Annotated in this window: 20 protein-coding genes, 1 tRNA gene and 1 pseudogene; 6 read left to right on the plus strand and 16 right to left on the minus strand. The window is 64.3% G+C overall.

Going from position 1 to position 22025, the window contains the following annotated elements; genetic code table 11:
• Positions 1-58: 58 nt before the first annotated feature.
• The 14 genes and pseudogenes from OKW45_RS18325 to OKW45_RS18390 all read right to left on the minus strand — a co-directional run bounded on the left by OKW45_RS18325 (position 59) and on the right by OKW45_RS18390 (position 13452).
• A complete protein-coding gene (locus tag OKW45_RS18325) occupies positions 59-1114 on the minus strand; it encodes a pilus assembly protein TadG-related protein (protein WP_429473312.1) in 1056 nt (351 codons plus the stop codon).
• Positions 1115-1163: 49 nt separating this feature from the next.
• Complete coding sequence (locus OKW45_RS18330) at positions 1164-1598, minus strand: TadE/TadG family type IV pilus assembly protein (protein WP_429470295.1); 435 nt, start codon at positions 1596-1598, stop codon at positions 1164-1166.
• Positions 1595-2467: a tetratricopeptide repeat protein gene (locus tag OKW45_RS18335; RefSeq protein ID WP_429470297.1), complete on the minus strand. Its 873-nt coding sequence runs from the start codon at positions 2465-2467 to the stop codon at positions 1595-1597. The genes OKW45_RS18330 and OKW45_RS18335 overlap by 4 nt, the downstream gene beginning before the upstream one ends.
• A 21-nt stretch (positions 2468-2488) precedes the next feature.
• Complete coding sequence (locus OKW45_RS18340) at positions 2489-3433, minus strand: type II secretion system F family protein (RefSeq protein ID WP_429473314.1); 945 nt, start codon at positions 3431-3433, stop codon at positions 2489-2491.
• Positions 3433-4419: a type II secretion system F family protein gene (locus OKW45_RS18345; RefSeq protein WP_429470299.1), complete on the minus strand. Its 987-nt coding sequence runs from the start codon at positions 4417-4419 to the stop codon at positions 3433-3435. The genes OKW45_RS18340 and OKW45_RS18345 overlap by 1 nt, the downstream gene beginning before the upstream one ends.
• Positions 4416-5904, minus strand: a pseudogene (locus tag OKW45_RS18350) (TadA family conjugal transfer-associated ATPase). Before OKW45_RS18350 ends, OKW45_RS18345 begins: the two are co-directional and overlap by 4 nt.
• On the minus strand, positions 5865-7088 hold the full coding sequence (locus tag OKW45_RS18355; protein WP_429470301.1) for a CpaE/TadZ family protein: 1224 nt from the start codon (positions 7086-7088) through the stop codon (positions 5865-5867). Before OKW45_RS18355 ends, OKW45_RS18350 begins: the two are co-directional and overlap by 40 nt.
• Before the next feature lie 16 nt (positions 7089-7104).
• On the minus strand, positions 7105-7524 hold the full coding sequence (locus OKW45_RS18360) for a CpaD family pilus assembly lipoprotein (RefSeq protein WP_429470303.1): 420 nt from the start codon (positions 7522-7524) through the stop codon (positions 7105-7107).
• An 18-nt stretch (positions 7525-7542) separates the two neighbouring features.
• Positions 7543-8949: a type II and III secretion system protein family protein gene (locus OKW45_RS18365; protein WP_429470305.1), complete on the minus strand. Its 1407-nt coding sequence runs from the start codon at positions 8947-8949 to the stop codon at positions 7543-7545.
• A gap of 8 nt (positions 8950-8957) precedes the next feature.
• Positions 8958-9959: a Flp pilus assembly protein CpaB gene (gene cpaB, locus OKW45_RS18370; protein ID WP_429470307.1), complete on the minus strand. Its 1002-nt coding sequence runs from the start codon at positions 9957-9959 to the stop codon at positions 8958-8960.
• A 15-nt stretch (positions 9960-9974) separates the two neighbouring features.
• Positions 9975-10538 carry an A24 family peptidase gene (locus OKW45_RS18375; RefSeq protein ID WP_429470309.1) on the minus strand — a complete coding sequence of 188 codons (564 nt, stop codon included), beginning with the start codon at positions 10536-10538 and terminating at the stop codon, positions 9975-9977.
• Between the two features lie 83 nt (positions 10539-10621).
• On the minus strand, positions 10622-10801 hold the full coding sequence (locus tag OKW45_RS18380) for a Flp family type IVb pilin (RefSeq protein ID WP_429470311.1): 180 nt from the start codon (positions 10799-10801) through the stop codon (positions 10622-10624).
• Positions 10802-11525: 724 nt separating this feature from the next.
• Positions 11526-11969 carry a hypothetical protein gene (locus OKW45_RS18385; RefSeq protein WP_429470313.1) on the minus strand — a complete coding sequence of 148 codons (444 nt, stop codon included), beginning with the start codon at positions 11967-11969 and terminating at the stop codon, positions 11526-11528.
• Between the two features lie 115 nt (positions 11970-12084).
• On the minus strand, positions 12085-13452 hold the full coding sequence (locus OKW45_RS18390) for a tyrosine-type recombinase/integrase (RefSeq protein ID WP_429470315.1): 1368 nt from the start codon (positions 13450-13452) through the stop codon (positions 12085-12087).
• Positions 13453-13579: 127 nt separating this feature from the next.
• Between OKW45_RS18390 and OKW45_RS18395 the strand changes: the two genes are divergently transcribed.
• From OKW45_RS18395 to OKW45_RS18410, 4 genes are all read left to right on the plus strand, one after another.
• A tRNA-OTHER gene (locus OKW45_RS18395) sits at positions 13580-13686 on the plus strand.
• Between the two features lie 190 nt (positions 13687-13876).
• A complete protein-coding gene (locus OKW45_RS18400; protein ID WP_026225941.1) occupies positions 13877-15442 on the plus strand; it encodes a methyl-accepting chemotaxis protein in 1566 nt (521 codons plus the stop codon).
• A 112-nt stretch (positions 15443-15554) separates the two neighbouring features.
• Positions 15555-15938, plus strand: coding sequence for an RT0821/Lpp0805 family surface protein (locus OKW45_RS18405; RefSeq protein WP_018421213.1), 384 nt, complete (start codon positions 15555-15557; stop codon positions 15936-15938).
• Positions 15939-15984: 46 nt separating this feature from the next.
• Entirely contained in the window at positions 15985-16434 is a 450-nt protein-coding gene (locus OKW45_RS18410) for an NUDIX hydrolase (protein WP_184061458.1), read from the plus strand.
• Between the two features lie 16 nt (positions 16435-16450).
• Here OKW45_RS18410 and OKW45_RS18415 read toward each other — a convergent pair whose 3' ends face one another.
• Both OKW45_RS18415 and OKW45_RS18420 read right to left on the minus strand, forming a co-directional pair.
• On the minus strand, positions 16451-17440 hold the full coding sequence (locus tag OKW45_RS18415) for a transporter substrate-binding domain-containing protein (protein ID WP_429470318.1): 990 nt from the start codon (positions 17438-17440) through the stop codon (positions 16451-16453).
• A 105-nt stretch (positions 17441-17545) separates the two neighbouring features.
• Entirely contained in the window at positions 17546-19255 is a 1710-nt protein-coding gene (locus OKW45_RS18420; protein ID WP_429470320.1) for a glutamine--tRNA ligase/YqeY domain fusion protein, read from the minus strand.
• Between the two features lie 349 nt (positions 19256-19604).
• Here OKW45_RS18420 and ggt point away from each other — a divergent pair, with 349 nt between their 5' ends.
• The gene (ggt, locus tag OKW45_RS18425) at positions 19605-21401 is read left to right on the plus strand and encodes a gamma-glutamyltransferase (protein ID WP_429470322.1); all 1797 of its coding nucleotides are present in this window, start codon (positions 19605-19607) and stop codon (positions 21399-21401) included.
• A 55-nt stretch (positions 21402-21456) separates the two neighbouring features.
• A complete protein-coding gene (locus OKW45_RS18430; RefSeq protein ID WP_018421208.1) occupies positions 21457-22017 on the plus strand; it encodes an RBBP9/YdeN family alpha/beta hydrolase in 561 nt (186 codons plus the stop codon).
• Positions 22018-22025 lie beyond the last annotated feature (8 nt).

Below are 22025 nucleotides of genomic sequence, written 5' to 3' on the forward strand. Positions count from 1 at the left end.
TGACAAGGAACGAACACCGGCGGCCATGGCGCTCGCCCGTGTTTGTTTCGGCGTTGGGTCAGAATGCGAGACGCGGCGCGACATAGCCACCGTAGCTGACGGTGCCGACGCCCGATGCTTGCGCCGGTATCGTATAGCCACTGACGAAGTGGCCCTGGATATACTTGCTGCTGCCGCCATACGATCCGTCAATCTTAATGGCAGCAAACGCGAGGATCGGTCCGTAGCTCGTGGTCGCGACTTGGGCGACGACCGGCATCACGACGGTGATACCCCCACTAGGGACGTTTCCGTAAATCGTCGTCTTGACCCCGGGCTCGATGTAGATGTTGTCGCCGATCGACAGCGCCGTCGGATTGCCGTTCGTGATCAGATCGCGGATGGTGGGAACGTCGCTCGCATTGGTCGTAAATGATGTCCACTGGCCCGCCGTGCAGGAGGAGCCATAACTCTGGCCATTGCCGACCTCGAATTCGTAGGGTTGGTTCGTGGACGGGTCGACTTTTGGCTGGTTGGTATTCGAGTTCCAGTACTGGTTGAACACACACTGATCCATGGCGACGGGAAAAAGCCCACCGGCCGGAACGGTGGAGGGAGGCGAGATGACCGCGACAGCCGTCGCGCTTTCCGCCGCAGTCGGTTTTCCAAGCAGTGAGCCGAGCAGGAGCGCCACGAGGCCACCGTTGTCATTGGCATCGCGCGTGATCGTGACTTGCACAGCGGGCTCTGGCAACTGCCCGGCAGGGGCCGGCAGCGTGACTGTGCTCGGCGCCAGCAAAGAGGGCGACGATGCGGCGAGATTCCAGTACCCTGTTGTGACCGTGCCGCTCTTAAGCTTGATGCCGTCCGAGGCATTTAGTGGAACGGCAGCGGTCGCCGAGGCAGCGGCAGCCGACCAGTTCAGGCTGTTCGCACTCGCGAGCGCCGAGGCTCCGGCCATAGCCGCCGCATCCGCAGCGTTCTGTAATTCGTTGCGGACAGTGATGACGCGCGGCACGTCGACTGCAAACGCACCGAACGCCAGCAGAAACGTCAGCGTCAAGAGAAACCACAGCGTGATCGATCCGCGCTGGCGAGCGCATACGGAAGCCGGCGGCCGTCGACGACGTGTCATCGGATGCGCGCGAGCGCTGATGAACGGCGCACTGTGCTGGTCGGCATGCTTATTCACAATACTTCACCGCGTCGGCTGTAATCGTGACCGGTCCTGTCAGCGCACTCAGCGTCGAACCGAGGACGAGCCCCTGATAGATGTAGGTGATCGTGACCTGAAGCGTATTGCCGCTGCCGGACGGTGGACATTGTCCAGACGGAACCGATACGCTCGGCGTCGTTGCCGTACCGCCCGTGACCAGGCTGTTCTGCATATACGAAAGGGCAACGCTCTGGATCCGGCTGACACTGGCGCGCGGCATGCTCAGTACGGCGCCCTGGCGCGCGGCTTCGCCTGCGGCATTCGTGATGACGGCCTTGTCGCAAAGCAGCAGGCTGACATCGATGATGCCGAACATCACCATCAGCACGAACGGCAACATCAGCACGAACTCGAGCGCGGCGATGCCACGCTCGCTGGCCGCGAGGCGCTGGCGGTGTCTCATTTCAGCGCTCCGCGCGACGTCACGCCGGCATCGGGTACCAGTCGCGCCTGCGCCGCGCCGTCACCCGCTTGCGCCATGAACCGCTCGCGCAGGTTACTGTAGAACCGCAGGTTGTCCTCCACGGAATCGCTCGGCATCGCAGCGATCAGGATGCGCTTGGCTGCCGCGCTATTGCCGAGCAGACCGTAGGCGAGGGCGAGGTTCTCGCGAGCCGCCGGTGGCGCATCGGGAAGGCTCGCAATATCGAGCAGCACGTTTGCGCCCGCGCGCGCGTTGCCGGACAGAGCCAGCGACAGGCCAAGATCCGCCCTCAGCCCCTCTATCTCGGGATGGCGCTGCAAGGCCGTCTGATAGACCTGCTGCGCCTCGGTATGCTTGCCCTGCAAATCGAGCGCGGTGCCGAGGCCTTCAGCGGCCACGGGGTTGTCGGGGTGAACTGCGACAAGCTCGCGATAACGCGACACGGCCTCGTCGAGCCGGCGCTCGCGCAGTGCCACCCGTGCGAGCCCCAGATGAGCGCGTGGATCGGCAGGCGCGGCGGCCACGACGCCCGCATAAAAGACGCCGGCTCGCGCGAGATCGCCGATCTGGTACATCGCATCGCCAAGCCCGAGCTGGGCCGTGATCGAGTGCGGATCGGCCTTTAGCATTTTTTCAAAGAGGGACACGGCGAGCTGCGTGTCGCCGGCCTCGAGGGCGCTCTCAGCGATATGCTGGTCAGTGCGCCCATCGGGTACATGCGTGGACGCGACGGGCTGCGACGTCACATAGTGAGTGTGTGCGCAACCAGTCGCAAGCGCCGCGACGGCGACAGGCGCGCATAGCGCTCGCAGCGCCCTATGCAGTGACAAGGGACGGTGCGTGGTCATTTCACCTCCAGGACCGAAACATTAGTGATGACGAAAGAGGATCATGAGCCGGATCACGGCGGGGCCCGCCGCGATGAGCCCGACGGTCGGCATGATGAACAGCATCATCGGAATCGTCATTTTCGGTGCGAGCTTCGCGGCCTTTTCCTCGAGCCTGACCATCTGCATGGTGCGCTCGGTGCGCGAGAGCGTGCGCAGCGATTGAGTGATCGGCGTGCCGTACTTTTGGGACTGGACAAGCGTGGTCACGAGCGCGCGCATCGACGGCAAGCCGACTCGGGCCGCCAACGCTTGGAGCGCACGCGCGCTGTCGCCGCCGATGCTGAGCTCATCCGCCGTGACGGCAAGCTCGTCGGCGAGTGCAGGAGAAATCGTCCGCAATTCGGCCGAGACGCGCTTGAGCGCAGCGACGAGACTGTTGCCTGCATTCGTGCAGATAACGAGCAGATCGAGCGCATCGGGCAGCGCGACTGCAATCGCCGTGCGGCGTCGCCCGATCATGAAGCCGAGCGCATACTCGGGCAGCGTCATGCCGATGACGAAGGCACCCGCCATCAGCAAGGCGCGAAACACAAAGTGCTGGCCGAGCGCCGGCAGATGCCCGCCGAGCGCGATCGCGCCGAGCGCAAGACAGGCACCAACGACGATCTTGGCCCCCGACACGACGGCAACCGCGCGCCGTTCGCGAAAGCCAGCGCTGGCGAGGCGGGTTGCAAGCTTGGCTCGGTCTTCGGCCTGCACGACGGGGATCCGTTCACCGAGCGTGGCCACGCGTTTGGCGAGGTTCTCCGGCATGCTCCTCGCGGCGAGCGCGGCGGGCGTGTTTTCGGCCGCCGCGCTCGCCACGCTTTGCCGCGCGCGCTGGGCAATGCGCGCGCGCCTGCTGGTGCTGCGCAAGACGAGCCAGAGCGTAGCCAAGATGAGCAGGGCGAGCAGAGCGGCATCGCGCCAAAGGTCGGCGTTCATCATCGTGACGTATCGAGGTTCGAGATTTTGCTGATCATGCAGAGCCCAATGGTCAACAGCACGGCCGCGAGCGTGAGTATCTTGTGCCCGGCGTGCGTGTGCGTCAGGGTGTCCAGATATGGCCGGTTCACCAAGTAAAGAAAGCCCATGATCGAGAACGGGACCGCCGCAATCATCTTGCTGGCGAGCCTGCCTTCAGCGGTGAGCGCCTTGCTTTTAGCGCGAATGTCGCGCCGTGAGCGCACGATTGCCGAGAGGTTCTCGAGCGTGTCGCCGAGATTGCCCCCCGTCTCACGCTGCAGGATCAGGCAGACCGAGAAAAACGAAAAGTCGGACAGCTGCAGACGCGCTGCTGCCTGTTGAAGCACGTCCTTAAGTTCGGCACCGACGAGCAAGGCGTCGCCCATCGTGCGAAACGTCGCCCGAACAGGTTCCTCGCTTTCGACGCCCGCGGTGCTGATCGCCTGGACGACGGGAATACCAGCCCGCACGGCGCGAATGATGAGGTCGAGCGTATCGGGAAAGGCAGCGAGGAAGCGCTGCCGAAAGCGCGCGATCATCCAGCGGTAGGCCGCGCGGCCGGCGATGCCCGTAATGCCGATGGAAGTCAGCAACCGCAGGAGCGGAGCCATCGATGCGTACGACGTTCCGATGAGTGAAGCTGCAAGCGCTGCCGCGGCGACGAAGCAGATTGCGCGCATGCCGCCAGGACCGCCGACCGCGCGTACGCGCTCGTGCCAGACCGCGAACATGGCCAGCAGGGCCGCCTGATCGCCTACGCGGCGCTTCGGGTGCAAGAGCTGATGCTGGTCCTCGTTGTCGTGCTCGGGCTTAACTGGCTGACGCTCATCGCGCAACGTTGCGACGCGCGTCCTGATGCGGGCACTCGGGCGCTGCCTCACGATTTCTCGAACCGCACGCGTGATGAGGCCCGCTATGACGATGGCGAAAAAACTGCCGACAGCGACGACATTCGCGGCATTCATGATTGGATTGCCCTGAGTAGAGCCTCCTCGAGCCCATAGTAGGCGGCACGCTGCGCAAAGACAGGCCGCAGCGATGATCCTTCGAACACCCCGCGAACCTGTGCTTCGTAAGCGCTCGCGCTGTAGCGAAATTTGAAGAGGTCCTGCGTGATGACGACGTCGCCTTCCATGCCTGCGATTTCGGTCACATGCGTGACGCGCCGCACGCCATCGCGCATGCGCTCGATTTGCAGGATCAGGTGAACCGCACTTGTGATCTGCCGGCGGATCGACATCAGCGGCAGATTACCGTTCGCCATCATGACCATGCTTTCGAGCCGCGTAATAGCATCGCGCGGGGTATTCGCGTGGACCGTAGTCATTGATCCGTCATGCCCCGTGTTCATCGCCTGCAGCACGTCGAAGGCTTCCGTGCCGCGCGTCTCGCCGAGGATGATGCGGTCAGGGCGCATCCGCAGCGCGTTTCGTACGAGGTCGCGCTGCGAGACGCCGCCGAGCCCCTCGCCGTTCTCCGGCCGCGTCTCGAGGCTGACGACGTGCGGCTGCTGAAGCTGAAGTTCGGCCGCGTCCTCGATCGTCACAATGCGCTCGTTCTTCGTCAATGAAGCGCGACAGTGCGTTGAGCAGCGTCGTCTTGCCAGAGCCCGTGCCGCCGGAGATGACGATGTTGAGCCGGCATGCGGTAGCGATGCGTAGCACGTCAACCATAGCCGCAGAGATGTTGCCCTGCTGTGACATGCGTCCGAGCGTGATGTTGCGTTTGGAGAACTTGCGAATCGAAATGGAGGCGCCGCGCAGGGCAATCGGCGGCAGTACGACGTTCACACGGCTGCCATCGGCAAGCCGCGCATCGACCATCGGACTGCTCTCATCGACGCGCCGCCCAACGGCCGTAGCGATGCGCTGCGCGACGTTGATGACATGGGCGTTGTCCCGGAACTTCAGCGCAGTTAGCTCGAGGCGTCCCCCGCGCTCGACGTAGACCTGGTCCGGCCCGTTCACCAGAATGTCGGTGACGCGTTCGTCGGCGAGCAGCGGCTCGATTGGGCCGATGCCGAACATGTCATTGAGGATCTCGTCGACGATGGACGTTTGCTCGGCAAGCGTCAGCGTCAGACGGTCGCGGACGATCGTTTCGCCCGTGATCTGCTCGATGCCTGCGCGCACGTCGCTGCGTGACATCATCAGCGCAGCCGACATGTTCATCGACGAGAAGACGGCGGCGCGAATTGTCCTGAACGTTTCCGAGCGGATCGGTGCGCCTTGGCGGTTCGCGGCGGATAGGGCCGTCGCAACGGTCAAGCTCGCCGACGTTGCCTCCGCAATCCCGCCCGGATCGGTGGCCGCCCTGACAGCGGCGGAGCCGGTTGCCGCTTGCGAGGGTTGCAGCTCGTCCGAATTGGCTGCGAACGAATCGGTCGCATGGGCGCTGCGGCGGCCAAACATCAGTGCATCCCCCAGTTTGGCAACAGGCGGCTGTACCATGGTTGACGCGCTGCTACCGCCACTTCGCCTCCCGTGATTGCATTGGCAAGCGATATGATCTCTGCTGCAAACGGCGAACGTTGCGCTTCGGCGAGCGGTTCCCCGAGGTTCTCGGCGAGCGCTAGCATCTGGGGCTCATAGGGGAGCGGACGGATTGACCCATGTGCGAGTGCGGCAACGAAGTCGGCTGGGCTGACGCGGCCCGTTACAGGCTGCCGCGATTCGTTGAGCAGCACCAAAATTGAGGGATTCGTATCCCGACCTTCTGCGAACCGGCACAAGCGCGCGGCTTCGCGAGTTGAATGCACCGAGTGATCCGCTACCACATTGATCATTGCACTCGCGTTGAACGCTTCGTCGACGAGTCCACCCGCCCGCTCGGGCAGGTCGAGCATGATGTAGTGGTAATCGCGCTTCAGCATTCCGATAAGTTCCGTCAGCGCGCCGGGCCGTAGAACAAAGTCATCGTTGAATGGGAATTCCGGCGCGAGCACGAAAAGTCGGTCGCTGTGGGCGACGAAGGCCTGACTGATGAGTTGTTGATCGAGCCGCTGCGGGTTTTGCAACAGCTCCATCAGCCCGTTGTTGCTTGCGACGCCGAGCATCGAGGCAGCGGCGCCGCCGTACGGGTCGAGGTCGACATAGGCGATGCGGCGCCGCGTCTTGTCGGCGAGGTGGCGCGCCAACGCTGTCGCAATCGTCGTGACACCAACGCCGCCGCGCGCGCCCACGAAGCTGAGCGTCTTGCCCATGCGCGCCGACGTGCTGGAGTCGGTCGACGCGAACGCGCGCTGCACGAGCTCGACGGTAAGCGGCTTGACGAGATAGTCCTGCACGCCGAGCTGCAACAGGCTGCGAAAGAGCCCGACGTCGTTCCGCTCGCCGACGACGACGACGCAAACGGAAGGATCGACCACCTCCGAGAGTCTCTGGAGGTCGGAGATCGGCATGGTCGAACCTGACACATCGACGATCAGGTATCGCGGTGATTCCTTAAGCGAGGTCATGATCGCGACCACATCGTCGAGGGTGCCGCACGCTACATGCGAGGTTGCGATGCCCTGGTCGACGACAAAGCTGTTGACGACCGCCTCGCTTGCCGCGTCCGAGACCACGGCAATGAGCTTCTCGGCGCCGGATGGGCGGCGGCCGCGTTTGAGAACGTTCGATTCGAAAGCGCCCATTTGTGCCCTCTCTCCGTTACTGTGATCCAGTCGAGGTCGTCGACGATGACGAAGACGACGAAGACCACGAGTTCAACGGGGTCGCGCGTCCTTCCTCGTAACGCCGTACCGCACTGGCTGCGAGCGGCGCGTCCGCGCCCGCGTACGGCAGCGGTGCCGTGAGATCGGCAGGCCGCGCGACCATCGCCGCCAGATTCGAGTAAGTGGCGCAGCCGAAAGCGACACCGGGCCGAGCCATGCCGGCGTCGATCATTTGGGAGCGCTGATTGAGTGCTTCGCACGAGGGCGGGATCGCATGCCCGCTTTCGCCTGGCGCGACGCTGATGATGGACGGATCGGGCATGCCAAGCGGCGGAGGCGGCGACATGCACGACGCAAGGCCGACGCTTGCGGCGCAAGCGAGGACTGTTGCAGTGGAGGTGAGCCGTGCGTTCATGGTGTTCCCCTTCGGCATTCAATAGACGAAGCCAGCTGCACCGACGAGGCGCGGCGAATTGCCGGAAAGTGAGTCGATGCCGAGCGAATGCTGGACGGCATACTCGATATCGCTGCTTGGGCGCATGACCTCGTCGAGCGCGCCGTGCAATTGCCCGGGCCCGGTCGGCGCGACGATATACGGCGTGACAATCGCAACGAGCTCGGTTTTCTTGTTCTGGTAGTTCTTTGACGAAAAAAGCTTGCCGAGCACCGGTAGACTGCCGAGCCCGGGCAGCGCGGAAAGTACGTCGCTCGTCGAGCTTTGCAGCAGTCCGCCGATAGCGAAGCTCTGCCCGCTAGACAGTTCCACGGTGGTTTGCATGCGGCGTACCGTCAGTGCCGGAACCACGATCGAGTTCAGTGTGATGCTATTGCTCGGGTCGATCTGGCTCACTTCAGGCCGCACATTGAGGCTGATACGGTTGTCGGCGAGCACCGTCGGGGTGAAGTTGAGCGAGACGCCGTAGGGCTTGTATTCGATCGTGATTGTGCTCGTCGTGCCGCTCTGAGGCACCGGGATCGGCAGTTCGCCGCCAGCGAGGAAACTGGCCGTTTGGCCTGACATTGCTGTCAGGTTCGGCTCCGCCAGCATTGTCAGCAGTCCCTCCTGATCGAGGGCGTTGAGAACGGCTTCGATCGAGCTCCCACCTGTGACGAACTTGCCGATGATCGAGAAAGCGCTCGCCGTGGGCGTCGCTGTCGTGCCGTAGGCAAGCCCGCCCCCGAAGTTGCCGCTCGTGCCGAGCGCATCCCAGTTGATGCCGAGCTGTTGCGTTACGTTGCGGTCGACCTCGGTGATACGCACGCGGAGTAGGACCTGGACGGGGTGAGCGATCGTCAGACTGTTGACGAGCTGCTCCTTGCTGTGCAGGTACGGCTGCAGCGCTTGCACGACGGCGTCGGCATCGATTGCGCTCGGCACTGCCCCGCTCACCGTCAACGACCCGGGTGCGCTCGTCACCCTGATGCCGAACCGGGGGAAGCTGCTGTCTATGAGGCGCTGAATCGAAGCGGTATCGGTCGAAACGCTGACCGTTTTGCGCAGAATTTCTCTGTTGTTAGCGCCGAGCGCAAAGAGCGTCGTCGTGCCAGCTTTCTTGCCTAGCACGAAGACGGAGCGCGTCGACGGCACCTGTACGTCGGCTACGTCGGGGTCGGCGACGAAGACGGCGACGGCCGGGGCAGGCAGCGTGATCATCGTGCCGCTGCCGGCAGGGACGGAAAGTACGTCAGCGGGCTGCGCCGCGCGCGCGAGGCCTGCACCCGGGCCAGCAAGCACCACGGTGCAAAGGAGTCCGGCGAAAAAGGCAGAAACGGCGATCCTGCTGCCTGCAAAGCGGCCGGCGCTGCGTGAAAAGAAGGGCGCGCGTGTGAAGCTGGCCATGAGTGGTCCTATGATCCTGCGGCTGTTGTGCCGCGTGCCTCGGCGGTGGCTGTCGGTGCTATAGGCGGAGTGCCTGACGGTAGCGGCGGCACGCCCTGCGTACCTGCCCAAGCGCCGCTAGTCGGCTGGCCGCGTGCCTGCTCGATGTTCGAGCCGCGGTAAATGGTCACGTGCGGGGTTGGCGCGGAAGTTCTTCCCTGTGGATCAGATGGCATCGCGCGCAGCGCGCGCGAAACGTCACCTGCCCACACCGGAGGCGTGGATGTTTGGGCCACGTCTTCGAGATCGGGGGCGTGCCTGTCACGCGTCGCGAAACTGCGCAGCGCGAGCGACAGGGTGCCGAGATGCGCGGCGACTGTGATGATCTGAGCGCTTGTCGGTGTCACTTCGAATGTTGCGGTGCGCACGTTCATACTCGGCGCGGCCGCATCCTCCTTCGGACGCCGGAACGCCGAGCCGACCGCGAGCACGCGCACGCGCTCGGCGACCCTCTCAGACTCGACGGATCGAGCCGGCGCGACGTTGACGCCGGCGTCCGCGCGGATCTGCTGTGTGAGCAGCACGTCGACATAGTCGCCCGGCTGGATCAGTCCTGCATTGCCAGATACATCGTCGACGGCGACCGAGATCGCACGCATGCCGGGTTTGAGCGCGGCGGCCAAAAATCCGGGCGCGCTCGGCAGAATTACGTCGGCCGGGCCGAGCGGCGTGCCCGCGCGCACCGCGTGCCGCAGGAGATCGCCTTTCAGATCCAGATCGGCTCCGACCTCCGCCGAGCCTTCGAGGAACGCTCCTGCGGGAGCCTGGCCGCGAGGCATCGTTTTCCAGATGAGATCCGAGTCGCGCAAGAGAAGCCCGTCGGGAAGGTCGTCGGCCGCGGCGCGCACGCGAACCATCGGCGGTGGCGCCGCCGCCCTGGGGCCGGACGAGGCAACGAAGAGCGCGCGGATGATGAAAGCGCCAATCGTGGCGATGACGACAAGCGCGGCAAGCTTGATGATGTTTTGCATGGAGGCGCTTTTTCTTCAGGCTAGACGCGCAGGAGCAGGAAGCGCAAATTCAGCGTGATGGCTAACAGTGGGCTTGAGCGGGCCAAGCGCAGTGTGGTTGTCGACGGTGGGCTGTAGCAGGACCGCAATGATGCCCCCCAAGGCGAGTGCGACGCCATACGGCACGCCGCGCGACAGGGCAATCCAGTCGAGCCGACTTACCACTGCTGCCAACGTAGGGATGCGCGTCATGGCAGCCGCGCTGAGTACCGCGAGAGCCACAAGCAATCCGCAAAAGGACACAATGACGAAAACTGTCCAGTATTCAGGCCCTGCCCAAAGAAAGACCGCGGCGGCAAGCTTTACGTCGCCGCCGCCGAGCCAGCCGAAACGGAAAACCAACGCAGCCAGCGCCAGCGACAAGGCACCCGCGGCCACATGCAACTGCAGTGAGGCAAGGGTACTTTGGGTAAGTGCTGCATCAACGAAGTAAAGTGCGGCAAAGGCGGCGACGGCGGCGTTCGGCAAACGCCGCGTGCGCAGGTCAAGAAGGGCGAGCATCGCCAGAGTCATGCAGGCGGCAGCTTTGATCACGTCCATGTGGGTCATCTGTCGCCGAATGAGCCGAAAAGAGCGGGCCGCCGGACTCGCGCGTACGCGTTTTGCGCCGGACGGCCAGCGGATCAGGTGCCAATCGCAGTGGTAACCTTGGTGACCATGTCCGTAAAGACGGTTGTGAGGGCAGTGTTGAAGTAAGTCCCGGCCAGGACCAAGGCGGCCACAACGATGCCGGCGAGAACCGCATATTCCAGCGCACTGACGCCGCGCTCGTCGCGCGACAGGGATCGGATGAAACGCAGCATGAAAGACTCCTTGAAATATGGCCGTTATGGCCGCTTTGCCGTTTAGCTACAAAAGAGGACCAGCTCAATCCCCAAGCTCGGTTAACAGCAAAATGGCCGTGGGACGTGAGCCCGGCGCCCGAGGGCCGGAGTACGTGGTGGTTATCCGTGAGTGCATGTTATTCCCGGCCGCAACAGTGCGATCCGATGAGAAGAGGCCTGAAGTGGGTCCAATTCGCCTGACCGGTCTCGCTTCGTTGCGCGCAAAGTCATACGGCACTGATTTAAAGATGAATAATCGCTGGGAGCGGCCGACCCGCAGATCTAAAGCCGGATTGCCAGCGCTTGCTGTAAACGCAGCCAGGAAGGGGTTTGAGACGGGCACCAAGCTTGGAACATGAATGCTGATGGATTTGCGCTGAGTGAGTCTGGTTACATGGCGGTTACACGAACGCCATGAACGAAAAAAGGGCTATAAGCGAAAACGCTGTAACCCTTTGAATTTCTCGCTGGGGCGTGAGTGACGCGAACATACGGGTGGCCGAGGACGCGTCGAACATGATTGCTAGGGGAAGGTCCCTTAACTGAGCGAAGCTGACGTTCGAATGTCCACCTGAAAGCGCCCTCGGGCCTCCGAAACTGGCCGATTGTTGCCGATCCCAGTACTTTTTGTAGTTGGATAGAGTCCACGTAAATGCTGGGTCTGCTGCTTGCCTGCGGGCATTCATTGCGTCGAGCGCGCGGCCTATGAGCGGCTAGCGAATTGGCCTACCAGCGCCCGACTTAGATCGTCAATGAGCGGCTCCAAGGCTGCGTCATTGAACCGTCCGCAGTCTTTTGCGAGGTCCAGCGCACGCGAGAAGTACACCATGAAGGCGTCGCGCACTGCGAGGCGCGTCTCGCCTGTGATTTGTAGCGCCTTGAGCAAGTGTTCGCCCAACTGATCGGGCGTGTTCCACTGCGCGCGCTCGTAGCGCTCGGCCGGCGCCGGACCGCCGAGGAATAGGCTGTTCATGCGGCGGCACTCGAAGTCGAGGTAAGCCATGAAATCGGCTCTACCTACGGCGTCTAGAGCCGTGCGCGTGAAGTCGCGGATTAGCCGGTCGACGACGGCAGTCTCGTTGAGGTGGGGGCGGTTGGTCGCATCCGGCTGCGTGTCTGCCGAGCGCATATGCGACTGTCGTTCCATGCTATTCCCCGTAGTCGATTTTCGTTCGTTATCAGCGGAATCGCGAGCGCGATACTCCACTCTCTGGTAGTCGGCGCAGTCGCGCTCGGCGGCAGTGACGGCGTTCCGCTCGGTGTCATGCACTGACCTGCGGTCCCCGTTGGCTCTGCTCAGGCTTGAAATCAATATCAGCCTCCTCGAGAATCCATGCCTCGATTGTGTCGTGCCACTTGCGCAGCAGGTCGAGCGGGCGGCGGCGGTAGTGCTTCTCGGCCAAAGCCGACGGCTTGTGACCTTGGATTTGTGCGACTACGCCGACTGGCACCTCAACCCATTCGGCTAGCGTGCCAAACGAACGACGCAGGCCGTGCAGGCTCACGTGCGGCAGTCCGGCGGCCAGTTGCGCCCGGTCATGCGCGTCGCGCGGCTCAACCAGCCTGCCACTGGCAGCGCGTGCGCTCCAGAATACCCACGGCGACGGCTGCCACGTCTTGTCGTTCGCTTTTAGCTTCCGCATCTGCCGGACGTTCGGTGGCGTGTTGTTGATGCGCTTCAATTCGAGCAACAGGCTCGCGAGATAAGGCGTCAGGGGAATGACGCGACCTGTTTCAGTCTCGACCTTGTCCGCGATACGCATGCTGCGCCATTGAAAATCCACGTCATCCCAGCGAAGCCCGGTCATCTCCTCACGTCGAGCGCCAGTTAGAAGCAAGGCTTGCAGGTAGGTGGACGCAACCGGATTGCCGAGCTGTCGGACGGCAGCAAACCACGAAAAAAGCTGCTCTCGCTGGAGGCAGTCATTTTTTGCCTTTGGGCGCGGAACAACGTCGCGCACTATGCGGGCCGTGTAGACATCGGCGGGAATGAGGCCGGCATAGTCGAAGCGGTCGGCGCACCACCGAACGAACGCACGCAGCTTGCGGTATGACTGCTCCGCGCCCGTCCGTCGAACCTGCGCCTCGGCCTCCAGCCAGTCGGCGACGCGTTGCGCGCTGAGGTCAGACAGTCTGAGCGTCATCAATGCCGCCAGTGGCCCGGCGACAGTCAAGCCCTTACCGCGCTTCTTGCTTGCTCCCCCAGCTTGGGCCAGGTTCACGTGGTCACGGTAGTGTCGCTCGCTCCATCTCGATTTGTGGCCTTCCAAGTAGTCGTGCCACGCCTCGCTAACGATCACATCTTTGCGACGTGCCTCAGCCTTTCGCGCTTCGTGGGCTGCGCGCTGCTCGGCGGCTTCAAGGCGCGGGTCTTTGCTGGCGTCGATCAGCCGTTGCAGGCGACGCGCTTCTTCCCTCGCATCGTCAATCCCCCAGTCCTTCGGGGAGCCAATGGTGACGCGCACCGTCGCGCCGTTCAGCTTGCCCTGAAACACATAGGACAGGCGGCCTGCCGCTGTGGCACGAAGGCCCAAGCCGGACGTCCCGCTGTCCCATATAAACGCCTGGGACTTGCCAGCAGGGCAGCTATGTCCATTCACTCGGCCCACTGTGAAGTTTACTTTCGCCATTGTTGTGATCGGTCCCGTTTCGGGTTACGCGGAATTCCATGTAACCGCCATGTAACCGCATTTTATGGAAATCGATCTATTCCGGTCAACGCCTGGATTTGGTACAAATGCCTGAAACCCTTGACAGGCGGCAGTTTTTAGCCAACAGTGGAATCTAAGTCAACGCGAGGAAATGCGGGATTATTCGGCCTTCTAAGCCGAGGGTGGGGGGTTCGAGTCCCTCCTGCCGTACCAGAATCATCGAAGGGTTACAGGTTTCGCGCCTGTAACCCTTTTTGTTTTTGTGCAAATGTTGCGCGCCCGGTGGCTGTCGGGCTGTCGCGTGTTCGTACGGCTCGCTTCGGGTGTTTCCCGACTCAGGAAATCGCGCGCGGCGCCGTTAATTCAACAGAACCGTATGACGCGCCGCGATGGAGGAATCAGCGTGAACCGACTTAGCCTCAACACCAAACTCTGGCTCGCGCTGCTGATTACGTGGCTCGGCCTGCTCGGCCTCGGCGGCTGGGCCGCATGGCAGTCGCGCGCGACGATGCTGGCCGAGCGCAAGTCGGCCGTGCAGAACGTCGTGGAAAGCGCGTACGGCATCGTCGCCGACTACGCGCAGCGCGCCGACCAGCATGAGCTGACGCCCGAACAGGCGCGGCAGCAGGCGCTGGCGCGGCTGTCCGCGATGCGCTACCACGGCAGCGGCTACATGATCGTATCGACTGCCACGCCGGTCGTGATCATGCATCCGATGCTCGCCGATCTGCGCAACAAGGACGTGTCGCACTACGCGGACAGCGACGGCAAGCTGCTGTTCGTCGAAATGGTCAAGGTCGCGCAGGCGCACGGGCAGGGCTTCGTCGATTACATGGGCCGCCTCGCCGGCAACAACGAGCGCGTGCCGAAGATCAGCTTCGTCAAGCGCTTTGCCGCGTGGGACTGGTATCTGATTTCGGGTGTCTACGTCAACGACATCGACGCGGCGTTCCGCGCCGACCTGCTGCGCTATCTGCTGACGATCCTCGTGATCGGCAGCTTCAGCACCCTCGCGCTCGTGCTGATCATCCGCAACGTGAAGCGCAGTCTCGGCGGCGAGCCCGCCTATGCGGCGAGCGTCGCGGAGACGATCGCCGACGGCGATCTTTCGTGCCCGGTCACGCTGGCCGGCGACGATCGGGAAAGCATGCTGTTCGCGATGCAGCGCATGCAAAGCCGCCTCGCCGACGCGATCCGGCGCATTCGCGGCGGCACCGAAACGATCACGGTCGCGGCCGAAGAGATCGCCGCGGGCAATCTCGACCTGTCGGCGCGGACGGAACAGCAGGCGTCGTCGCTCGGCGAAACGGCCGCGAGCATGGAGCAGCTGACGGCGACCGTCAAGCAGAACGCCGACAACGCGCTGCAGGCCAACCGCATGGCGCGCTCGGCGTCGCAGCTCGCGGGCGAGGGCGGCGAGGCCGTGCAACACGTCGTCGCGAACATGCAGAGCATCGCGGCGAGCTCGGCGCGGGTGGTCGATATCATCGGCGTGATCGAAAGCATCGCGTTTCAGACCAACATCCTCGCGCTGAACGCGGCCGTCGAAGCCGCGCGCGCCGGCGAGGAGGGCCGCGGCTTCGCGGTCGTCGCGGGCGAGGTGCGCAACCTCGCGCGCCGCAGCGCCGACGCGGCCAAGGAGATCAAGACGTTGATCGAGGATTCGGTCGCGCGCGTCGGCAGCGGCAAGACGCTCGTCGAGAAGGCGGGCGGCACAATGGAGTCGCTCGTCGATGCGGTGAAGCGCGTGACCGACATCATCAGCGAGATTTCCGCCGCGTCCGACGAGCAGAGCCGCGGCATCGAGCAGGTCAATCTCGCGATCGCGCAGATGGACGAGACCACGCAGCAGAACGCGGCGATGGTCGAACAGGCGGCGGCCGCCGCGCAGTCGATGCAGGAGCAGGCGCAGATGCTGCGCGACGTCGTCAACACGTTCCGCCTGCAGGGGACGGCCGCCGCGCGTTGATGGCCGCGTCGATGGCGCGCTGCCCGCCGAAGTGTGCATGCTATGCTTTTGAGGTCAGGATCAAAGCCGCCGTGCGCCGTGCGCGCCGTGCACACTTCGAGGAGAGTCCTACATGTCGACGCGAACCCGTGTGCTGTTCCACCTCAGTGCCGCGAGCCTCCTGCTCGGCGCGGCGATCGGCGCGCAAGCGGCGAACCTCGGCTTCCTGAGCGACACGCCGATCACCTATATGAGACAGCGCGACAACGCCTCGATCAAGCATGCGGTCATGAGCGCGCTCAATGACAGGAAGGACGGCGAGAGCTTCACGTGGGTCAACGACGGCACCGGCAATAGCGTGAAGATCGACGCGACCATCTCGATGGACAGCACCTCGACCGAAGGCGGACGCACCTGCCGCACCCTCGGGGTCGTACTCAATGCGAAAGGGCAATCGATGAACCTGCGTCCGAACTTCTGCAAGGAAGGCGGCGCCTGGCAGCTGCAGAAGCGTTGAGCATGCGTGAGCGCGGCGCGAAAGGTGCATGCAATGAGGCTGAGCGATGAGCCCGCGAATCGTCTCGTGCGGGATCGTGCTGCTCGATCCCGACGGACGCGTGCTGCTCGCGCACGCCACCGAAACGACGCACTGGGACATCCCGAAAGGCCAGGGCGAGGACGGCGAGGCGCCGCACGTGACGGCGCTGCGCGAGATGGTCGAGGAAACCGGCATCGCGCTCGAGGCCGATCGGCTGAAGGATCTCGGCCTGTTCGTCTACCGGCGCGACAAGGACCTGCATCTGTTCGCGGCGCGCGCGGGTGCCGGCGAGCTCGATCTGAGCACGTGCACCTGCACGTCGCTGTTTCCGCGCCGCTCGGACGGCACGCTGATCCCCGAAATGGATGACTACCGCTGGGCGTCGATCGAAGAGGTGCCGCGCTATGCGAGCCGTAGTCTGACGCGGCTCTTCGAGACGACGCTGTCGCTCGCGGAGTTGCACCGGTCGCTATAGGCGGCGCACGCCGCCTTCAATCGAGCGCGTGGTCGTTCGGATGCGCGAACAACGCGCGGTTCTGCTCCGACAGCGGGAAATTGACGTTGATGCCATGCGGCGGAATCGGCTGCGTGAACCACTGCCGATACAGACGCTCGGCGTCGCCGGACGTCTGCGAGCGCGCGATCACGCGATTCACGAGCGCGCGGAACGGCTCGTCGCCCTTGCGGAACATGCACGCATAAACTTCGTAGCCAAGCGGCGTGCCCGTCACGATGAAATCGTCGGGATGCGGGTCGGTCACCTTGAAACCGTAGACGATCGGCTCGTCCATCACGAACGCCACCGCGTGGCCTTCCTTCATCGCGTTGAAGGCTTCCTGGTGGTCGCGCGCGCTCGTGATGCGCATGTTCAGCTGCTTGTCGGTGTTGAGGCTGCGCAGCAGGCGCTCGTCGGACGTGCCGGCGGTCGTCACGACCGGCTTGCCGGCCAGATCGGGGAAATCAGTGATGCCGCTGTTCCTGCGCGTGATCATGCGCACCGCGTACTGGAAAAAGCTGTCTGAAAACGCGGCGACGTTTTCGCGCTCGACCGTGTGTGTGGTCGAGCCGCATTCGAGATCGATCTGGTTGTTCAGCAGCATCGGCATGCGGTTCGACGACGTGACCGTGACTTCGTGAACCCGCAGCTGCGCCATGCCGAGCGTTTTCCTGATTTCATCGACGATCTGCATCGCGATCGCCTGCGAGTAGCCGACCGTGCGCCTGCCGTCGAAGTACGAGAACGGGATCGACGCCTCTCGCACGCCGAGCACGACGACGCCGTCGTCGTGGATCTTTCTCAGCGTGCCGGTCAGTTCATCCGCGCGGGCGGGGCCGGTGAACGCGAGCGCGCCGCAGGCGGCCAGCGTAAGCAGCATGCTGTGCATGCCGCGCAGCAGATGCGGGAAGCGTGAGCCGCACGCGCTCCGTGCGACGCGAACCCTACCTTCAGACCCTTCCCCGTGGCGGTCTGCAACCTTCATCGGACCTCCCGGACCGGCGCGCTCAGGCGAGCGCGCAGTGAGTGTCGATCGAAACATCCGGCAACCCGGACGGGCCCGTAACGCCGGGCCCTCGCTGGCGGCGGCTCAGGCCGGCTTGCCCCAACTGTCGCGCAGACTGACGATGCGGTTGAACACGGGCTTACCCGGCTTCGAATCGACGCGGTCGGCGACGAAGTAGCCGTGGCGCTCGAACTGGTAGCGCTGCTCCGGCATTGCATGGTGCGCGCCGGTTTCGAGGTAGGCCTGGACCACACGCTTCGAGTCCGGATTCAGCGCTTCGAGGAAATCGCGGCCGCCGGCGTCCGGTTGCGGTTCCTTGAACAGCCGGTCGTAGATGCGCACTTCGGCCGGGCACGCGGCCGCCGCGCTGACCCAGTGGATATTGCCCTTGACCTTGTAATTGTTCGCGCCTTCGGTGCCCGATTTGCTGTCCGGGAAGTAGTTGCAGTGCACCGCGACGATATTGCCGTTCTCGTCCTTGTCCGCGTGCGTGCATTCGATCACGTAGCCGTACCGCAGGCGCACCTTGTTGCCCGGGAACAGGCGGAAGTAGCCCTTCGGCGGCGTCTCCGTGAAGTCCTCGCGCTCGATCCACAGCTCGCGCGAAATCGGAAACTCGCGCAGGCCCTGTTCAGGATGATGCGGATGCACCGGTGCGTGGCACGGCTCGGTGAGACGTTCGGGGAAGTTGTCGATGATCAGCTTGACCGGATCGAGCACGGCGGCGATGCGCGGCGCCTTCTCGTCGAGATCGTCGCGCAGCGCGCCTTCGAACACGCTCATGTCGATCCACGAGTCGACCTTGGTCACGCCGATGCGCTCGCAGAACAGCTGGATCGACTCGGGCGTGAAGCCACGCCGGCGCAGGCCGACGATGGTCGGCATGCGTGGGTCGTCCCAGCCTTCCACATGGCCTTCGTTGACGAGTTGCAGCAGCTTGCGCTTGCTGGTGATCGCATAGGTCAGGTTCAGGCGCGAAAACTCGATTTGCTGCGGCAGCGGACGCCTGAAGACACCGGCCTCGGCGAGTTCGTTCAGGATCCAGTCGTACAGTGGGCGGTGATCTTCGAACTCGAGCGTGCACAGCGAATGCGTGATGTTTTCGAGCGCGTCCGAGATGCAGTGCGTGTAGTCGTACATCGGGTACACGCACCAGGCGTCGCCGGTACGGTAGTGATGCGCGAAGCGGATGCGGTAGATGACCGGGTCGCGCATGTTGAAGTTCGGCGACGACATGTCGATCTTCGCACGCAGCACGTGCTCGCCTTCCTTGAACTCGCCCGCCTTCATGCGGCGGAACAGGTCGAGGTTTTCCGCGACCGGACGCTCGCGGAAGCGCGACGGCGTGCCGACTTCGGTGGCCGAGCCGCGGTTCGCGCGGATTTCCTCGGCCGACTGGCTATCCACGTACGCGCGGCCGCGCTGGATCAGCAGCTCCGCGAACTCGTACAGCTTGTCGTAGTAGTCGCTCGCGAAGTACAGATGCTCGGTGCGGTCCTTTTCCCATTCGAAGCCGAGCCAGCGCACCGAGTCGATGATCGACTCGACGTACTCGACGCTTTCCTTCTCCGGATTGGTGTCGTCGAAACGCAGATGGCACACGCCGCCGTAGCTGCGCGCGACGCCGAAGTTCAGGCAGATGCTCTTTGCGTGACCGATGTGCAGATAGCCGTTCGGCTCCGGCGGGAAGCGCGTTTCGACGCGCTGACTCCATTTGCCGGTGCGATTGTCGTCGTCGATGATGTTGCGGATGAAATTGGATGCCGCGGGCGCGTCGTTGCGTTCGGTATTCATGCGAGAAGATGAGAGTCCATGGGGGCGCGCAATGCGCCCGTTTAGCCGTCAATTCTACCTGACGAGCCCGTTCGCGGCAGGTGGTTGCGGCGCGCAGCCAACGGCGGGGCGGGTTTGGCGCGGCTGCCGGAGTCAGGGACGCCGGCGCGCGGGGCTGTAACAGGAGGTAAAACGGGTTGGCGACGCGCGACGCGCCGACTTAGGATGCGCTGCTGCGCGCGGCCCGCTCGCCTGTGCTGGGCCTTCGCGCGGGCGGGCTTGCCCGAGCCGTCCACGCTGTCCTTCATCTTCCTGCACGAGGCTCCGCTGCTCGTGCGCCATGCTCGCCTCGTTGCCGGAGTTTTATCGGATGTCTGTCCCGACGCACGGCGCGTTTCGCGCGCCTTTTGCCCGCGCTTTGGCTAGCGCCCGATTTTCTTGCCGTAACCGTCGTGTGCTCGCTTCGGCCTGGTTTGCCGCGCTTGCCGTGAACGTGGCCGCGCCGCTGTCCGCCGCCGCGAAAACACCGGCGCCGAAGCCGGCGCTCGATGCGTCGGCAGTCGCCGCGCCGGATAGCTACAGCGCTGACACCGCGCAGCAGATCTTCGCCGAAGGCGGCAACGCGGTCGATGCCGCGGTCGCGATGGCCTTCACGCTCGCCGTCACGCGGCCCGATGCGGGCAACCTCGGCGGCGGCGGTTTCATGACGCTGCTGGTCGACGGCAAGCCGTATTTTCTCGACTATCGCGAGCGCGCGCCGCAGCAAGCGACCCGCGACATGTACCTCGACGACAAGGGTAACGTGGCGCCGGGCGTGAGCACGGTCGGGCATCGCGCGGCGGCCGTGCCGGGCACTGTCGATGGCATGTGGGAAGCGCAGCGGCGCTTCGGCAAGCTCAAATGGAAGCAGGTGCTCGCGCCCGCGATCCATTACGCGACCGACGGCTTCCAGGTCGACCCGCGGCTGCAGCAGCGACACGACGCGGCCGCGAAGAGTTTCGCCGGCAAGACCAATTTCGACGCCTACTTCGCGAACCTGAAGGCGGGCGCGATGCTGCGCCAACCGGAACTCGCGCAGACGCTGGGGCGGATCGCAAGCGACGGCGGCCGCGAGTTTTACGAGGGCCGCACCGCTCAAATGATCGCCGCGCAGATGTACGGCCACGGCCTGATCACGAGCCAGGATCTGAGGCAGTACAAGGCTCTGTGGCGCGAGCCGCTCGCGGCCGACTGGCACGGCTACCGCGTGATCACCGCGCCGCCGCCGAGCTCGGGCGGCCTCGGGCTGATCCAGATGCTGAAGATGCGGGCCGATCTGCAGCCGGCGTTCGACGGCCTTGCGTTGAATTCAGCGCCGTACATCCATCTGATCGCGCAGATCGAGGATCGCGTGTTCGCGGACCGGCAACGCCATATCGGCGACCCGGACGCATCGCCCGTGCCGGTCGCGAAGCTGATCGACGACGCCTACCTCGCGCAGCGCGCGGCCGAAGTCAAAACCGACGAAGCGCCGGCCGCCGCGACGGCGAAACCCGGTGTCGACGGCGGCGCGGCGACGGAGAAGGCGCAAACCACGCATTTCTCGGTGGTCGACAAATGGGGCAACGCGGTGTCGAACACCTACACGCTGAACGGCGATTTCGGCTCGGGCGTCGTGGTAGACGGCGGCGGGTTCCTGCTGAACGATGCAATGGACGATTTCGTGATCAAGCCAGCCGGCGCTGGCGCGACGGGCGCGGCGTCGACACCCGGCGCCGCCGATGCCGAGCCGGATACGATCGCGCCGGGCCGCCGCCCGATTTCGTCGATGACGCCCACGCTGCTGCTGAAGGACGGCAAGATCGCGCTAGCGATCGGCACGCCCGGCGGCTCTCGCATCCTGACGACGATCTTCCAGGTGATGACGAATCTGTACGACTTCGACATGTCACCGACGGACGCGCTCGCCGCGATGCGTTTCCATCATCAGCTGCTGCCGCAAAAGACAATCTACTTCGAGCCGTACCGTCCCGCGCCGGATGAGCTCGCCACGCAATTGAAGGCGTTCGGCTATACGGTCGAGCAGCAGTCGTTCAACGGCGACGTGCAGATGATCCGCGTGGACGGCACGACACCCGAGCCCGCAAGCGATCCCCGTGGTGGCGGCGTGGCACGCGTGATACGGTAGACGGCCCGCCGCGCTATCCCGCGAGCGGGCCATAAGCCGAATACGGGTAAGCACGATGAGCGAACAACAACCAACCACACTCGTTCTGCCGGGCTATCTGGACTCCGGCCCAGGCCACTGGCAAACGCGCTGGGAAGCGCTCGATCCCGCGTTCGTCCGCGTGCAGATGCCGGACTGGGACCACCCTTCGCGCGACGCCTGGTGCCGTACGCTGGCCGCCGCGCTTGACGCCGTGGATGCGCCGGTCGTGTTCGCCGCTCACAGCCTCGGCTGTCTGACCACGGCGTTCTGGGCCTCGCAGTACGCAAGCGCGGCGCAGCTCGCGAAGGTGGCCGGCGCGCTGCTGGTCGCCGTGCCCGATCCGGACGCAGCGCACTTCCCGAGGGACGCGGGCGGCTTTGCGCCGGTGCCGCTCACCCGCCTGCCGTTTGCGACGATCGTGGTGGCGAGCAGCGACGATCCTTATGGCGGCGTGCCGTTTTCACAAACCTGCGCGAACGCGTGGGGCAGCCGCTGGATCGGGATCGGCGCGCGCGGCCACATCAACGCCGACAGCGGTCTCGACGATTGGGACGAGGGGCGGGGCTGGCTGGCTTCCCTAACGGCGATGCGCTGAGTCTCGCC

This window comes from Paraburkholderia lebeckiae, assembly GCF_050436225.1.
GTDB lineage: Bacteria > Pseudomonadota > Gammaproteobacteria > Burkholderiales > Burkholderiaceae > Paraburkholderia > Paraburkholderia tuberum.

What these genes read in the sequence shown, in the direction of transcription:
- OKW45_RS18335 (WP_429470297.1), bottom strand. Translation starts at nt 2,467, where the DNA reads ATGACCACGCACCGTCCCTTGTCACTGCATAGGGCGCTGCGAGCGCTA.
- OKW45_RS18415 (WP_429470318.1), bottom strand. Translation starts at nt 17,440, where the DNA reads ATGAAGGTTGCAGACCGCCACGGGGAAGGGTCTGAAGGTAGGGTTCGC.
- OKW45_RS18430 (WP_018421208.1), top strand. Translation starts at nt 21,457, where the DNA reads ATGAGCGAACAACAACCAACCACACTCGTTCTGCCGGGCTATCTGGAC.
- OKW45_RS18340 (WP_429473314.1), bottom strand. Translation starts at nt 3,433, where the DNA reads ATGAACGCCGACCTTTGGCGCGATGCCGCTCTGCTCGCCCTGCTCATC.
- OKW45_RS18380 (WP_429470311.1), bottom strand. Translation starts at nt 10,801, where the DNA reads ATGCTGCGTTTCATCCGATCCCTGTCGCGCGACGAGCGCGGCGTCAGT.
- OKW45_RS18325 (WP_429473312.1), bottom strand. Translation starts at nt 1,114, where the DNA reads ATGACACGTCGTCGACGGCCGCCGGCTTCCGTATGCGCTCGCCAGCGC.
- OKW45_RS18385 (WP_429470313.1), bottom strand. Translation starts at nt 11,969, where the DNA reads ATGGAACGACAGTCGCATATGCGCTCGGCAGACACGCAGCCGGATGCG.
- OKW45_RS18360 (WP_429470303.1), bottom strand. Translation starts at nt 7,524, where the DNA reads ATGAACGCACGGCTCACCTCCACTGCAACAGTCCTCGCTTGCGCCGCA.
- ggt (WP_429470322.1), top strand. Translation starts at nt 19,605, where the DNA reads ATGTCTGTCCCGACGCACGGCGCGTTTCGCGCGCCTTTTGCCCGCGCT.
- OKW45_RS18375 (WP_429470309.1), bottom strand. Translation starts at nt 10,538, where the DNA reads ATGGACGTGATCAAAGCTGCCGCCTGCATGACTCTGGCGATGCTCGCC.
- OKW45_RS18330 (WP_429470295.1), bottom strand. Translation starts at nt 1,598, where the DNA reads ATGAGACACCGCCAGCGCCTCGCGGCCAGCGAGCGTGGCATCGCCGCG.
- OKW45_RS18410 (WP_184061458.1), top strand. Translation starts at nt 15,985, where the DNA reads ATGAGCCCGCGAATCGTCTCGTGCGGGATCGTGCTGCTCGATCCCGAC.
- OKW45_RS18405 (WP_018421213.1), top strand. Translation starts at nt 15,555, where the DNA reads ATGTCGACGCGAACCCGTGTGCTGTTCCACCTCAGTGCCGCGAGCCTC.
- OKW45_RS18355 (WP_429470301.1), bottom strand. Translation starts at nt 7,088, where the DNA reads ATGGGCGCTTTCGAATCGAACGTTCTCAAACGCGGCCGCCGCCCATCC.
- cpaB (WP_429470307.1), bottom strand. Translation starts at nt 9,959, where the DNA reads ATGCAAAACATCATCAAGCTTGCCGCGCTTGTCGTCATCGCCACGATT.
- OKW45_RS18420 (WP_429470320.1), bottom strand. Translation starts at nt 19,255, where the DNA reads ATGAATACCGAACGCAACGACGCGCCCGCGGCATCCAATTTCATCCGC.
- OKW45_RS18345 (WP_429470299.1), bottom strand. Translation starts at nt 4,419, where the DNA reads ATGAATGCCGCGAATGTCGTCGCTGTCGGCAGTTTTTTCGCCATCGTC.
- OKW45_RS18390 (WP_429470315.1), bottom strand. Translation starts at nt 13,452, where the DNA reads ATGGCGAAAGTAAACTTCACAGTGGGCCGAGTGAATGGACATAGCTGC.
- OKW45_RS18365 (WP_429470305.1), bottom strand. Translation starts at nt 8,949, where the DNA reads ATGGCCAGCTTCACACGCGCGCCCTTCTTTTCACGCAGCGCCGGCCGC.